General features: G+C 39.3%; 16 protein-coding genes and 1 other annotated feature. Of the genes, 5 read left to right on the top strand and 11 right to left on the bottom strand.

The features are described 5' to 3' along the window. Window positions 1-52: 52 nt before the first annotated feature. Together FR7_RS06555 and FR7_RS06550 are read left to right on the top strand one after the other, a co-directional pair. Complete coding sequence (locus FR7_RS06555) at window positions 53-799, top strand: YoaP domain-containing protein (RefSeq protein WP_007931141.1); 747 nt, start codon at window positions 53-55, stop codon at window positions 797-799. Between the two features lie 162 nt (window positions 800-961). Next, complete coding sequence (locus tag FR7_RS06550) at window positions 962-1,561, top strand: nitroreductase family protein (RefSeq protein ID WP_007931143.1); 600 nt, start codon at window positions 962-964, stop codon at window positions 1,559-1,561. A 121-nt stretch (window positions 1,562-1,682) separates the two neighbouring features. On the opposite strand, the gene lpxA is transcribed toward FR7_RS06550, so the two are convergent. Next, the gene (lpxA, locus tag FR7_RS06545) at window positions 1,683-2,507 is read right to left on the bottom strand and encodes an acyl-ACP--UDP-N-acetylglucosamine O-acyltransferase (protein ID WP_007931145.1); all 825 of its coding nucleotides are present in this window, start codon (window positions 2,505-2,507) and stop codon (window positions 1,683-1,685) included. 65 nt (window positions 2,508-2,572) lie between these two features. After that, on the bottom strand, window positions 2,573-3,163 hold the full coding sequence (locus FR7_RS06540; RefSeq protein WP_237715524.1) for a hypothetical protein: 591 nt from the start codon (window positions 3,161-3,163) through the stop codon (window positions 2,573-2,575). Between the two features lie 356 nt (window positions 3,164-3,519). Between FR7_RS06540 and FR7_RS06535 the strand changes: the two genes are divergently transcribed. Next, window positions 3,520-4,191 carry a response regulator transcription factor gene (locus FR7_RS06535; protein ID WP_007931148.1) on the top strand — a complete coding sequence of 224 codons (672 nt, stop codon included), beginning with the start codon at window positions 3,520-3,522 and terminating at the stop codon, window positions 4,189-4,191. A gap of 239 nt (window positions 4,192-4,430) precedes the next feature. Further along, window positions 4,431-4,841, top strand: coding sequence for a MarR family transcriptional regulator (locus tag FR7_RS06530; protein WP_237769508.1), 411 nt, complete (start codon window positions 4,431-4,433; stop codon window positions 4,839-4,841). Window positions 4,842-4,909: 68 nt separating this feature from the next. Here FR7_RS06530 and FR7_RS06525 read toward each other — a convergent pair whose 3' ends face one another. From FR7_RS06525 to FR7_RS06500, 7 genes are all read right to left on the bottom strand, one after another. Beyond that, window positions 4,910-5,698 carry a short-chain-enoyl-CoA hydratase gene (locus FR7_RS06525; protein WP_007931152.1) on the bottom strand — a complete coding sequence of 263 codons (789 nt, stop codon included), beginning with the start codon at window positions 5,696-5,698 and terminating at the stop codon, window positions 4,910-4,912. A gap of 62 nt (window positions 5,699-5,760) precedes the next feature. Further along, window positions 5,761-6,957 carry an electron transfer flavoprotein subunit alpha gene (locus FR7_RS06520; protein ID WP_007931155.1) on the bottom strand — a complete coding sequence of 399 codons (1,197 nt, stop codon included), beginning with the start codon at window positions 6,955-6,957 and terminating at the stop codon, window positions 5,761-5,763. Between the two features lie 18 nt (window positions 6,958-6,975). Continuing rightward, the gene (locus tag FR7_RS06515) at window positions 6,976-7,761 is read right to left on the bottom strand and encodes an electron transfer flavoprotein subunit beta/FixA family protein (protein ID WP_007931157.1); all 786 of its coding nucleotides are present in this window, start codon (window positions 7,759-7,761) and stop codon (window positions 6,976-6,978) included. A gap of 127 nt (window positions 7,762-7,888) precedes the next feature. Then, window positions 7,889-9,028 carry an acyl-CoA dehydrogenase gene (locus FR7_RS06510; RefSeq protein WP_007931159.1) on the bottom strand — a complete coding sequence of 380 codons (1,140 nt, stop codon included), beginning with the start codon at window positions 9,026-9,028 and terminating at the stop codon, window positions 7,889-7,891. 322 nt (window positions 9,029-9,350) lie between these two features. After that, entirely contained in the window at window positions 9,351-10,223 is an 873-nt protein-coding gene (locus FR7_RS06505) for a radical SAM protein (RefSeq protein ID WP_007931161.1), read from the bottom strand. A 37-nt stretch (window positions 10,224-10,260) separates the two neighbouring features. After that, window positions 10,261-10,389: a hypothetical protein gene (locus FR7_RS24410; RefSeq protein ID WP_007931162.1), complete on the bottom strand. Its 129-nt coding sequence runs from the start codon at window positions 10,387-10,389 to the stop codon at window positions 10,261-10,263. A 92-nt stretch (window positions 10,390-10,481) separates the two neighbouring features. Beyond that, complete coding sequence (locus FR7_RS06500) at window positions 10,482-11,081, bottom strand: TetR/AcrR family transcriptional regulator (RefSeq protein ID WP_071524675.1); 600 nt, start codon at window positions 11,079-11,081, stop codon at window positions 10,482-10,484. 305 nt (window positions 11,082-11,386) lie between these two features. On the opposite strand from FR7_RS06500, the gene FR7_RS06495 reads away from it, so the two are divergent. Beyond that, window positions 11,387-11,845 (top strand): DUF441 domain-containing protein, encoded by a 459-nt coding sequence (locus FR7_RS06495; protein ID WP_007931164.1) that lies wholly within the window; start codon window positions 11,387-11,389, stop codon window positions 11,843-11,845. A gap of 64 nt (window positions 11,846-11,909) precedes the next feature. Here the strand turns inward: FR7_RS06495 and ilvN are convergent, their stop codons facing one another. Continuing rightward, the gene (gene ilvN / locus FR7_RS06490; RefSeq protein WP_007931166.1) at window positions 11,910-12,407 is read right to left on the bottom strand and encodes an acetolactate synthase small subunit; all 498 of its coding nucleotides are present in this window, start codon (window positions 12,405-12,407) and stop codon (window positions 11,910-11,912) included. Next, window positions 12,404-14,104 (bottom strand): biosynthetic-type acetolactate synthase large subunit, encoded by a 1,701-nt coding sequence (gene ilvB, locus FR7_RS06485; RefSeq protein ID WP_007931172.1) that lies wholly within the window; start codon window positions 14,102-14,104, stop codon window positions 12,404-12,406. Before ilvB ends, ilvN begins: the two co-directional genes overlap by 4 nt. A 244-nt stretch (window positions 14,105-14,348) precedes the next feature. Then, window positions 14,349-14,612, bottom strand: a binding site (T-box leader). Window positions 14,613-14,619: the final 7 nt, after the last annotated feature.

The following is a 14,619-nucleotide window of genomic DNA, read 5'->3' as shown; positions in this document are numbered from 1 at the left end:
TCAAGTATAATGGTAAATATATTACATAAGGATTTTAACTTGGAGTATTATTATGAAGATCATAGATATAACAAATGATACTATACATAAAGAGCATATCTGCTGCTGCCTTTCTGATAAACAATCAGAATCCGGTGTACGTCTTAAAAAGGAATGGCTCAGAAATCAGTTTTTGGAAGGTTTAAAGTTCAAGCGCCTCAATGAGCGGGGTAAAGTATTTATTGAATATCTTCCCGCCGCAAATGCCTGGGTTCCCATTCATGCCCCTGGCTATATGATCATTAATTGCCACTGGGTGGCTGGCAGATTTAAGGGACAAGGCTGGGGGAAAAAACTATTAGAAGAATGTGAAAAAGATGCTAAAAACATGCATGGCATTGCCGTGATTTCTAGTAACAAGAAAAAACCCTATTTATCCGATAAAAAATTCTTATTAAAAAGCGGTTTTGAAGTATGTGATACAGCACCTCCCTACTTTGAGTTATTGGCAAAAAGATTTCATTCTACATCCCCTATACCTTATTTTCGTGACAATGCCAAAACTCTAAGAGTTGACTTGGGACATGGTTTAGACATCTATTATACAGCCCAATGCCCTTTTTCTGTAAATTACGCTCAAGAAGCTCTTTTACTTTCCAAGGATTCTTCCGTACCCATTCGAGTTCATCAATTTACCAGAAAAGAGCAAGCTCAAAACCACACTTGTCCAATAACAAGTTATAGTGTTTTTTTTAATGGTACATTTATAACTCATGAAATATTAAATAAAGCTAAACTTCTCAAATTGCTCTCGAATTAAAGAAAAATCATATTTTTTTTATAAAGTGCTGCAGAAGCCGTATCTTTTTCGAAAAAACTTTGACTAATACTATAAGAAGCATTAAACAATTATTTTAGGCGGTTTCTATACAAGCCTGCTTAGAAATATAAAAAATTAAAATGTAAAGATGAGGTGTCAGTCATGTCCAAAGATTTTTATGCCGCTTTAAAAGCAAGACGTTCGATTTATAGTATTAGTAAAGAAGAAATTGTATCCTATGAGAAGATACAAGAAATCATTGAAGCTGCTGTAAAGCATACTCCATCTGCATTTAATTCACAAAGTGCTAGAATACTCTTATTACTAGGAGAGCAGCACGATACATTATGGGATATTACCAAAGAAGCTCTTAGAAAGATTGTTCCTGAAAATGCATTTGCTCCTACGGAAGAAAAGATAAATTCTTTTAAGAGTGGATATGGTACTGTATTGTTTTTCGAAGATGAAACTGTGATTAAAGATCTTCAAACTCAATTTGCTCTTTATAAAGACAACTTCCCTATTTGGTCACATCATGCTTCCGGCATGGTGCAATTAGTCGTGTGGACTGGATTAGAAGCAGAAGGACTCGGCGCTTCCCTGCAGCATTATGGTGCTCTGATCGAAGAGCAAGTCATTCAAAAGTGGAATGTTCCAACAACATGGAAATTGATTGCACAGCTTCCTTTTGGAAAACCAACTGCAGATCCCGGTGAGAAAGAATTTAAACCATTAGACGAACGCATTAAAGTGTTCAAATAAGATAAAAGATAAAAGCAGACCGATTCCCTGCCAGGGGGTCGATCTGTTTTTTTATGGTTTGTATGGAGGATTAATTCCTTATACAGCGAATTACTGATAATGTTTTGCGCATCATGCTTTCTTAGCGTTTGTGTTTAGATACCTTTTGGCAGATTCCACTTTTTGAATTGCGTAAAAATGTTATGAAGGACTCCAATTCCTCCGACTTGGGCAGTTCCTGCTCCATTGCCTCTAATGCTTGTTCTATACTAAGTCCCGAATAATATAGCAGTTTATAAGCACGCTTCATCACTTTACGGGTATCTTCCTCAACGCCCCCGCGAACCATTCCAATTTTATTAAGGCCTGCTATCCGGGCGAGATTTCCATCCACCATAATATAAGGAGGCACATCTTGTACCACTTTAGAAAAACCACCAATCATAGCATTTCGTCCTATTTTTACAAACCGATGAATTCCTGCAAAACCACCAATCGTAACTCGATCTTCCACTACTACATGACCAGCCAGGTTAACAGCATTTGACATCACTACATGGTTGCCTATCAGACAATTATGAGCTACATGACTATATGCCAATAGCAGGCAATTAGAACCGATTTGTGTTTTTCGCCCTTTGCCAATCCCTCTGTTAATGGTTACAAACTCTCTGATATGCGTATGATCTCCAATCTTCACATACCCTTTTTCACTAATGAATTTTTTATCCTGTGGATCCGATCCAATGGATGCACCTGCATGAATCCTGCAATTTCTGCCAATGCTTGTCCAGCTGTCAACTACTGCATTTGCTCCTATTTTAGTACCGTCTCCTATGCTGGCATGGTTTCCAATGATCGCACAAGGTCCAATCTCAACGTCTTTGCCAAGTTTAGCATTTGGAGAAATTACTGCCGTTTCATGTATTTTATTCAAAACCAGTATTTTAGCTTGATTTTGTATCACACTTAATGCACCGCCTTATTTAAGTTAATGGACCAATGAAAAACACTAAAACTCTACACTATATGTTATAAGTTCATTAAATTAAGTGATTGATTCCATTTTTTCCACGCTGATCGCTGAGTCGTTGTTAACTTACCAGTTATTAGATTTATGGCATTTACGCGTTTTAATTTTTGCCTTCTCTGTTCCCATGATAGAGAGGTATCAGAAACAACAGACCATACTCGCTGCTGGGATTTTATCAAGGACTTAACAATATCAGTTTGCTGATTTTCCGTAAGATCCAATTGTAACATCATCATCGTATATTGTTCTGTAAGCTGTTGGCTTTCCTCCAATTGACTTTCAAAAATTTCTCGGTCTTTTAAAGGCAGCACTTGTGTAATTTTACTGCCTGCATCCATGCGAATTTCTTTCATTTGGCTTAAGGAATCCGCATAGTTGTATAAATCATCAAATTTATATAGATCATCAACCATTTTTTGTTTCCCTCTTACAGCTCTCATTTGCTTGTCTGCATCTAGAATAATTCCATCAATTTGATCTCTTTGTTCTTTGGAAAGATCCAGGTTTATCCATAGCGCTTCCTGATACATATCCGATACACCAATTTGAGCGGAACAAATCCCAAAGCCAAATATAATTTCCAAAAACATAATACAACATATAAATGTCTTAGCTATATGCAACATCCTGCACTCCTTCATCCATTTTCTTCTTGTTATATGATGCCTTCATCGTCTCCTTTTCCTATAGAACAAGGTTAGACGTATTAATACTATTGATTGTATCGTAGCTGTCTTGTTTTTTTCATTGAAAGTTTATAAATTTATCAAAAATTTGTTTTTTTTACAATTTAATTGCTATTCTAGGAATAATAATCCATTTAATGTCGAATAATCTCATTTTTTATGAAAATATCAAATCTAATTCAAACATTCTTTTTTTAAAATAGAAAAATAATCCAAGGAAGGCTAATTTAGACAAGGAAGTTACCATAAGAGGGTAAGCGATGAAAATTTTACTAATGGAAGACGAATCAAAAAGCAATGGAACGATGTTCCAGCTCTTAAAAAAGCATGGTTATGCAGTTGATACTGCAGGAGATGAAGAAACAGGGGTGGAAATAGCCACAACGCAAGTCCATGATATTATCCTCCTGTACCGCTCTTTGCCATGCAGTAACAGCATCTCCTTTTTAAAGAAAATCCGTAGTCTAAAAATTAATACTCCTATTCTTTTTCTTCTTGAAAAAAGTATGCCAAAGTATCGAATTGAAGCATTAGATGCTGGTGCTGACGATTCTCTGGCAAAACCATTTTTCACAGGAGAATTGCTGGCTAGGCTGCGTGCCTTGAGTCGAAGAAAAAACAAAGATTTTGTTGGAGATAATATTTGTGCCGCAGGTCTTACTCTTCATCCGTTAAAAGGCAAGGTAATAAAAGGCAACCAATCCATCCATCTCACCATGAAGGAATCATTACTTTTAGAAATGCTGATGCGCAATTTTGGTCAAGTTATTACCAAGGAACGAATTATGGAAAAGGTTTGGAGCTACAACTCTGAAACCAATATCGCCAATATCGACCTTTATATTCATTATCTACGAAAGAAATTGAACTCATCTAATATAAAAACAGTGCGAGGGGTCGGATATTTTCTACAAGAAGATACGTGTATATGATCTTTTAACAGCAATACACTACTTCACAAACGCAAAGAAACTAGACCATCTTTTAAGACATGGTCTAGTTTCTTTGTCCTATCGTAAATTGATCTCTGGAGTAACTCCACCTATACTGCAATCTTCTTTATTGACAATACTTAAAAACTGTATAGAATAATTGATATACATAAAATTTGCATACAAATTACAATAATGATTCAGAGGTGAATACGATATTGCTCCAGATCCTTGATAGTATGTGTATTCTTTTAGCAAAATCAGAACAAAAACATTTTTCCTATACAAAGAAAATGTTAGATCAATCGGGTTTAGAAATCTCACCAGGACAACTGGTCGTGCTTTATTCCTTGTTCACAAAAGACAATATCTCCATATCAGAACTTAGCAAGAATGTTTTGTTAGACAATTCAACACTTACTGGTCTAATTGATCGTTTAGAAAAGACAGACTTTGTGATGCGAATTGATACTCCCAACGATCGCCGCTCTTACCAAATCATTTTAACAGAAAAAGCGAAAATCCATAAAGCAACAATATTGCAATTAATGAAACAGATTGAAAGTAAAATGTTAGAAGGCTCCAGTGAAGCAGAAATCTTTATGTTTCGCAGCATTTTGAAACGCATTCTCATTAATTTCAACAGCTAATATGATATGGTAAATAAGGTGACAGAGGCGCAATGCCTCTATCACCTTATTTTTATTACACCAATATTTTACTTCCCAATAAAGTTTGCTTTGCGTTTTTCAATGAAAGCAGTCATGCCCTCTTTTTGATCCTGTGTCGCAAAACAAAGACCGAAAACTTCTGCTTCATAGGCGATTCCTGACGTCAGATCCACGTCAAGACCTCTATTGACTGCTGTTTTACAAACTTGTACGGCAATTGGTGCTCTTGATATTATTTTCTGAGCCATTGCTTTTGCTTTACCAATTAGTTCTTCGGGAACTGACACCTGATTTGCCAGACCAATTCGATAGGCTTCAGCAGCATCAATCATATCACCAGTAAACAATAATTCCTTGGCTCTGCCTTTGCCCACTAAGCGTGACAGCCGCTGGGTTCCACCGAATCCTGGCGGTATGCCTAAAGACACTTCTGGCTGACCAAACTTGGCTTTTTCCGAAGCAATGCGAATATCGCAAGCCATGGCAAGTTCACAACCTCCACCCAAGGCATAGCCATTGACTGCCGCAATAACAGGTTTGGGAAGATTCTCAATTTTATTAAATACGCCTTGTGCCAATTGCCCCCATTGCCGCCCCTCTACAGCGGTCTTATCCTTCATTTCAAGTATATCCGCTCCGGCAACAAAAGACTTTTCGCCACTGCCAGTAACGATGACCACTTTTACAGCATCATTAGCAGCTAGTTCATCAAACAGTTGATCCAGTTCATGTACAGTTGCAGCATTTAACGCATTCAAAGCCTTTGGACGATTAATGGTGACCGTACTAATACCCTCACTATCGATCTCGACTAATAAATTTGTATACTCTCCCATAACAAACACCTCTCCTTATTATTTAATAGGAATATTGATTTTTTATTTAAAATTGCATCAAATCAAGCGCTCTTTATTTTTTTAAATTCCTCCGTTAATATCGGCAATACTTCTAATACATCGCCGACGATACCATAGTCAGCCATTTTAAAGATTGGTGCATCAGGATCTTTATTAATCGCAATGACAAGATCAGATGATGACATACCTGCCAAATGCTGAATAGCACCGGATATACCACAGGCAAAATAAATCTTCGGTCCTACGGTTTTTCCCGTCTGCCCCACTTGATGCAATGCCGGCTTCCATCCCGCATCTACAGCAGCACGGGATGCCCCTACGGAAGCGCCAAGAACATTGGCCAACTCTTCCACAAGTGAGAAATTTTCAGGTTTGCACATACCTCGCCCGCCAGATACGATAATTTCAGCTTCTTCCAAATTGCAGGATACGGTACAAACGTGAATCATATCGATAAGCTTCGTCCGCATATCTTCTTGCTTAATTTTGCTGGCTACGCGAATCAGTTCGCCTTTTTTACTATAATCTAACACTGGCTTCTTAAATACGGAAGGGCGAACAGTCCCCATCTGAGGACGATGATCCGGACAGATAATTGTCGCCATGATATTACCGCCGAATGCTGGTCTAGTCCAGGAAACGAATCCAGTTGCCTCATCAATGCCAAGACCAGTACAATCTGCCGTTAACCCAGTTCCCACACGGCATGCAACACGTGCCCCAAAATCCCGTCCGTCATTCGTCGCACCCATGAGAATAACAGACGGTTTATAATTACTGATTAAATCAAATAAGGTTGCAGTGTAACTATCCGTATTATATTGGGCTAATTCAGCAGCATCTACCAAATATACTTTATCAGAACCTGCTGCAAAAGCTTCTTGCGCTAACCCTTCAACGTTATGTCCAATCAGAACACTCGCTAAGCTTTGTCCCATACCATCTGCCAATTTACGCCCTTCGCCAAGTAGTTCCAGACCAACATTGCGCAGTTTTCCTTCACCAATCTCCAGATATACCCAAACATCCTTGTATTGGCTTTTATCCATAGCCACAACTTTATCTTCTTCTTCACGAAGGATTGCCTCTACTGGACAAGTATCAACACAAGCACCGCAAGCAGTGCATGCCTCCGTTATGTACGCTTTTTCATCCTGCATTACAATGGCACCAAAGGGACATACAGATAAACAAGCACCACAGGCAATACATTCTTCTTGGTTTACTTTTATAGCCATTGTCCTGTCACCCTTCTTTTATATAATTTTAGCATCCGATAGTTTTTGAATCAATACAGCAACCGATTCCCATGCTGTATCTTTTTGAATGATCACGCCTTCCGTACGCTGAGGAGGTGTAAAAATTCTGCGGACTTGAGTAGGCGATCCTTTTAAACCAAGCTTTTGCTCATCTACATCAAGGTCAGCCATGGTCCATACAGGGATTTCGGCCCGATTGGCTTTCATTGTTCCTTTAATCGTAGGATATCTGGGTTCATTAATGGATTTTACCACTGATATCAGCAAAGGTAATTTTCCTTCGATGACGCCATAGCCTTCCTCATACTCACGCTCTACGGAAACGGTATCACCATTCACTTCAATTTTAGCTACATAGGTAATCTGTGCAATCCCCAAATGTTCTGCAATCTCTGGCCCGACTTGGGCAGTATCACCATCAATGGCTTGCTTACCACAGAATATCAAATCATATGTACCAATCTTACGGATGGTTGCCGCTAAGGTATAGCTGGTAGCTAATGTATCCGATCCGCCAAAAGCCCGATCACTGACTAATATGGCGTTATCAGCACCCATGGCTAAACATTCCCTCAATGCCTCTTTCGCCTGAGGCGGTCCCATAGAAATCACTGTAACCTTACCGCCATGTTTATCTTTTAATTGCAGGGCAGCCTCCAAGGCATTTTTATCAAAAGGATTTACAATACTGGGTACCCCTTGTCGGATCAACGTATTGGTTACTGGATCGATTTTTACTTCGGCAGTATCAGGAACTTGCTTAATACAAACAAGAATTTCCATCTCTTCGCCTCCTAATATAATTAATGCATTTTTATATAAAACCTTACACAATGCCCTATCTCTTTAAAAACTCATATCTCATTTAGATAGGGCATTGCCCATAGCAGATTATCCTGGCGAGTAATTCTTATCGTAAAACAGCACCTGAAATAACCATACGCTGAACTTCATTTGTTCCCTCGTATATTTGTGTGATTTTAGCATCACGCATCATGCGTTCTACTGGATACTCACGAGTATAGCCATAACCACCAAAAATTTGTACAGCATCCGTTGTAACGGACATAGCAGCATCAGATGCAACTAATTTTGCCATAGCTGCTTCTTTTGAATAAGGAAGATGGTGGGATTTATGATAGGCAGCACGATACACGAGCAGCCTTGCTCCCTCCACTTTAGCCGCCATATCAGCAATCTTAAATGCAATTGCCTGATTGCTGGAGATTGGTTTGCCAAATTGTACCCGCTCTTTGGAATACTTAATGGCTTGTTCCAAAGCTCCCTGGGCAATACCAAGAGATTGAGCCGCAACACCAATACGTCCGCCATCTAAGGCAGTCATCGCAATCTTAAAACCCTGCCCTTCCTTCCCCAGCAAATTAGCAGCTGGAATACGGCAGTCTTTCATAAATACTTCACGTTGTACAGAAGATCGAATACCCATTTTTACTTCTTTTTTACCGAAGCTAAGACCGGGAGTACCTTTCTCAACGATAAAAGCGCTCATGCCTTTTAAACCAGCTGCTTTATCAGTAGAGGCAAATATCACTTCAATTTCTGCTTCCCCGCCATTTGTGTTGAAGATTTTAGCACCGTTCAAAATATAATGGTCTCCATCTTTCACTGCGGTCGTAGTAGCAGCGCTTGCATCGGTGCCGGCATTAGGTTCCGTCAAACCAAAAGCCCCTAACTTTGTCCCTTCTGCTAATGGTCTGAGAAACTTCTGTTTTTGTTCTTCGGTTCCATAGTGAAAAATGGGCCAGGAACACAATGATACATGCACCGAAAGTCCAATACCTGTTGATGCACATACACGAGATATTTCTTCGACTGCCATGGCATAGGATAAAAAGTCACTTCCTGCACCACCGTACTCTTCTGGATACGGCAGTCCTAAAATTCCCAGCTCACCCATCTGGTCAAAGATTTCACGGGGAAAATATTCTTTTTCGTCCCGCTCTGCCGCAGTCGGTGCCACCGATTTTTCAGCAAAATCTCTTATCATGCTCCGAATGTCTTCCTGCTCTTTGGTCAATTCAAAATTCATAGTTTCTTCCTCCCACATTTTATTATTATTATGACAAAATCTATGTGATACGCCATTTGGCGTAAGCCACCAATCATTAAAAATCAAAAAATACTTTATTTCCTATCTATCAAATCATTTAGTTTGCATCAACATATCTTGCATGCAAACTAAATGATTAACATAAAACAGTATAATTTTTAGACTAGAGTGAAAATTTATGACGTAACATTGAAGAAAATAACTCCTAAAAATTAACTGTATATTCTAAATACTAATCCATGCTTTGGAGAATTGCAAGACCATAATCGAATAAAAATCATTTTTTGTATAATGACATCATTTACAGATTTCCCACTTCAGGCGGACGAAAATGCTCTTCTGGCAATGTCAGCAAATGATCAGTGGTTTGCAGCATCTCTTCTTTTGCTGCAGGCAATCGCCCATTCACATAGGCGTAATTAGAATGATGATCACTATATAACATACTGGTTACTTCAAGGCTGGCAATAAATAATCTAGTCTCTCGTAATGCTTCATGGGCGCTCAGCAGTCTAAATGCCCCTTGGCGATACTCTTCATACAGCTGAGTCCCTGCCATAGGAATGAATGTACGAAGACGGATAAAATCCGGGTTAATTTGGTTGAGTACCTTAGCACTATTTTGCGCATGCTCCATAGAACGCTCTTTTCCACCAATCCCCAGCATGACATATTCACTAAGTTCAATTCCCGCTTCTTTTACCTTACGCCCTGCCAGAATCGTCTCCTTAGCACTTGCACCTTTGCAAATTCGCTTTAATACAATGTCATCGCCTGATTCCATACCAGAATGAATTCGAGTAAGGCCACTTTTCTGCAATAAAAGCAGTTCCTCTTCTGATTTTCGTAAGATATATTTAGAAGAACCATACATGGTAATACGCTGTAAACCGGAGAAAGTCTCTTTCGCGTAATGAATGATTTCTACCAAATCAGAGGTTTTCATCAGGATGGTGTTGCCGTCGGGGAAAAAAAGAGTCTCCACTGTATTCCGATACACTTTTTGTGCTTGGTTCAAATCTTCTTTAATATCAGCAACCGACCGAATGCGAAATTGTTTTTCTTTATACATTCCGCAGAATGTGCATTGGTTATGGGGACAACCAATAGTAGCCTGAATCAGTAAGCTGCCGGCTTCACTAGGCGGGCGATAAACAACGCCTTCATAACGCATACTACGGCTCCTTTCTACTACGAATTTATCTTTTTATTTAAACACAATTGGCGTTCAAGAAAAGAGGTCTGCTATCAGCAGAATCAAGAAACAACTGCTGCATCCCCTGAGAATCCATAAGATAGAGCAATAATCCTGTTATATCATAAGTTACAAAATATTGCATAGGTAGGGTCACCTCCCTCTTAAAATAGACTGGTCGTCTATAAATGTGTATAATTCACCCCTATCCCACAAATTGTTATGTGGTGAAGGAATCTAGTTCACCACATGCTTCTGCCTTGGTATGATTCGATCAAAAGAATGTTCAATAAATTTATCAATTGGTGCAAGATCGCGATTCACTTGCATACGAATGAGTGCACCTTCCCATGAGGTATATAGGAATTCTGCCATAGACTCTGCATCATACTCCAATGATATTTCCCCCATTTTCTGGCCTTCTCTTATACAAGACGCAAACAGTGCTGTCCATTTATCAAATTCCCGTTTTAATGCATCTCCCATAGCAGCACTGGGGTTTTCCACTTCAATTGCCAATTTAGCAACCAAACATCCTCTGCCGCAGCCATGTATGGCATAATAATCCCGAATACCTAAAAAATACTTTTGTATTTTTTCTCTAGGAGAGCCCTTTTCATTTGCTAATTTTTCTGCGATGGACTTGGCTAATTGTTCTCCGTAATATTCAATAATGGCTATACCAAAGGCTTCTTTCGATTCAAAATAATGATAGAACGATCCTTTCGGAACATCTACTGTTGTTAGTATTTCTTGTATTCCTACCGCATGATAGCTTTTTGCTACCATTGCTTTGGCTCCTGCTTTAATTAATTTCTCTTTTGTCGTGTTTTTCATACTTAAATAATAGACCAGTCGTCTTGAAAAGTCAAACATTTTTTTTAGGATTCTATTAGACTTTTTTGACTAAGGTTAGTATGATATATAAGTAAGTTCTGCCATACTAAGAAAAACACTGAGCGACTAAAAAATAAAACCTTTTGAACCGCGAAGACACGAAGACAACGAAGAATATGAGGATTAAAATACTGTAACACCCCTTCGCGTCCTTTGTATTTCTTCGCATCTTCGCGGTTCATTATTGTTTTTATATAACACTATACAATTTATTGATCAATGCAACTACATAAGGATGTGAAAAAATGAATTGGGAAAACCTACCTATTTTGATAATTTTATGTTTATCCGTTATTGGCAATAACCACTCTGTATCAATTGCTGCACTCATACTGCTTCTAATAAAGCTGTTAGGCTTTCATACATGGTTTCCTTATATCGAAGATCATGGCATTACGATTGGCATTACCATTTTAACTTTGGCCGTATTAACACCTATCGCTCAAGGACGCATATCTATCAGCGGAATCTTGGAAGCATTTAAGACCCCCATTGGTTTAGTGGCCATTTTTGTTGGCATTCTCGTCGCCTGGATCGCTGCCCAAGGTGTATTTTTTATGAAAGAATCGCCAGAAGCAGTAACGGCTTTAGTTGTTGGTACCATTGTGGGAGTGTGTTTCTTCCAAGGGCTGGCAGTCGGTCCTCTAATTGCAGGTGGAATAGTATCTTTGATTATCAGTGCAATAGGGTTGTTTAAAAATTAAAAGCATAAAAGCCCAGTGCCGCTGCTGCGGCACTGGGCTTTTATAGTCCTTTTTTAGCATTTGTCTACATATCTTTTGCAGGAACCGGTCCTCTAGAGATTGCAATTCTTCCTGTACGAACAATTTCAAGAATGCCGAAATCAGTTAATACCTCACACAAAGCATCAATTTTAGATTCTTCACCGGATAATTCGACGACTAAGGTCTCTCTATTTACATCTACAATTTTAGCACGAAAAATTTCTACAACATCAACAAGGTCTGATCGATTAGCTTTGTTGGCACGAACTTTAATGAGAGCCAGTTCACGCTGAATGGAATCTACATATGTGATATTTGCAATCTTAATCACATTAACGAGTTTTGACAATTGATTAACTACCTGCTCTAATTCAAATTCATCCTCCACCTCAACACCAATGGTGATTCGCGTTGTATCAACTTCCTCAGTAGGCCCTGCGGCTATACTTTCAATATTAAAGGCCCTGCGGCTGATGAGTCCTGATATATGAGTTAATACCCCCGGCCGATTCTCTACTAAAACAGCTAAGATATATTTCATCCAATTATCCCCCTTAAGACCATTTGATCCAGACGCCCTCCTGGTGCAACCATCGGTAATACATCTTCAGTTTCCGGCAGCAGAACATCAACCAGCACCGGACCTTCCATCTTCAAAGCTTTTTCCAGTACAATGTTTAACTCTTCTGATTTGGTTACTCTAAGACCAGCAACTCCCATAGCTTCAGCAAGCTTCACAAAATCAGTACACCCCTTCGTACTGGAATGGGAATAGCGTTTCCCATAAAACATGCGCTGCCATTGATTGACCATGCCAAGCACCTGATTATTCATGACGATAATTTTCACTGGCAAACCATTATCAGCAAGCGTTGCAAGCTCCTGACAGTTCATCATAATACTGCCATCACCAGTAAATAATACAACATCCTTCTCCGGTAAGGTTATCTGCGCTCCAATTGCAGCTGGCAAGCCATATCCCATGGTTCCTAGTCCACCAGAAGTCAGGAAGGAACGCTGTGTATTAAAATTATAAGATTGGGCAGTCCACATCTGATGCTGACCAACATCTGTTACAATAATGGCTTCACCTTGAGTGAGCTCACTGACCTTCTCAATCACAGTTTGCGGCCGAATTCCTCCTGCAGGCAAACTTGATGCCAAAGGCTTTTCCCGCTTCCATTCCTGTACTAAATCCACCCATTCTGCTTTTGCCCACTGTTTTTTCGTTAAACTGCGCTCCGCTATTTTTTCGCACAAAAGAGGCAAAGACCAGCGCAAATCTCCTATTACTTTTAAATCAGCACGGACATTCTTGTTTACCTCGGCTGGATCAATATCAAAATGTATAATCGTTGCTTTAGGAGCAAAGTTCTGAACCAGACTGGTAACCCGATCATCAAAACGAACTCCAATACCCATAAGAAGATCACAGTCCATTGTCGCCATATTGGCAGCATAGGTTCCATGCATTCCCACCATTCCCAAGTGTTCAGGTGCATCACTGGGAATACAGCCTAATCCCATTAAGCTTGCTATGACTGGAATGCCAGTTAGGTTAATCACTTTGCGCATTTCTTCTGATGTGCCTGAAATATTAACACCGCCGCCTACAAAAATTACCGGTTTTTCTGCTTTTTCTAAGGATTCAATCACTAAATCAATCTGGTTAGAATCACCGGCAAATAAAGATCGATATCCTCTAAGACAGACAGTCTCAGGATATACAAAATCAAGCGTATCATTGAAAACATCTTTAGAAATATCTATCAGGACTGGCCCTGGCCGTCCGGTGCGTGCAATATAAAACGCTTCTTTCATTACACCAGGCAAATCCTGAATCTTTTTTACTAAATAATTATGTTTGGTAATAGGGGTAGTAATACCACAAATATCCGCTTCTTGAAAAGAATCTTTGCCAATCAAAGACACTCCTACCTGACCAGTAATCGCTACCAAGGGAATCGAATCCATATACGCCGTTGCAATACCAGTAACCAGATTGGTTCCCCCGGGACCAGAGGTAGCAAAACAGACACCCGTTTTACCCGTTGCCCGGGCATATCCATCCGCAGCATGCACCGCTCCTTGTTCATGCCGAGTTAAAATATGGGGAAAATCAGTTTTAAATAATGCATCATAAAGAGTTAAAACAGCTCCTCCAGGATAACCAAATACAATATCCACCTCTTCCGCCTTCAAACATTCAATTACAACTTCCGCTCCCAACATTTTCAAAGTAAATTCCTCCTTATTTTCTTAATAAGAATTAAAAAATTAAACCGTTTTTGAACCGCAGAGACGCAGAGTACGCTGAGGGGTAAATTTATAACCCTATCCATCATTTCTCTGTGTTCTCTGCGCCTCTGCGGTTAGATCATTCTTTCTTTTCTCTTCCACTAAAATCATATTCATTCTAATATCGTAAGAAAATACTATGAATTTTATAAACCAGAGTAAAATAAAAGACCTCCGTCCCTTATAAAGGGACGGAGGTTAATCCGCGATACCACCCAAATTATTATGGAATAAACCATAATATCTCATAGGTACGGAGCATAAATACTCTATACCTCGCTGCAATAACGGGCAGCAATTCCTCTAAAAGAGGCCCGGCGCAGCTTACTAATTCTTCAGCCCGCAACTCGTGGATGATTTTCATTGTATTTCATATTACTGGCTTACACCATCTCCAGCTCGCTGTGAATATTACCAATACAATTACTCTTCCATTCATCGTCATTATAGTCTTC

Source organism: Pelosinus fermentans DSM 17108 (assembly GCF_000271485.2).
In the GTDB taxonomy this organism is placed as follows: Bacteria; Bacillota; Negativicutes; order DSM-13327; family DSM-13327; genus Pelosinus; species Pelosinus fermentans.
The sequence above is the reverse complement of the archived record's forward strand: the minus strand, read 5'-3'. Positions and strand labels throughout refer to the sequence as shown.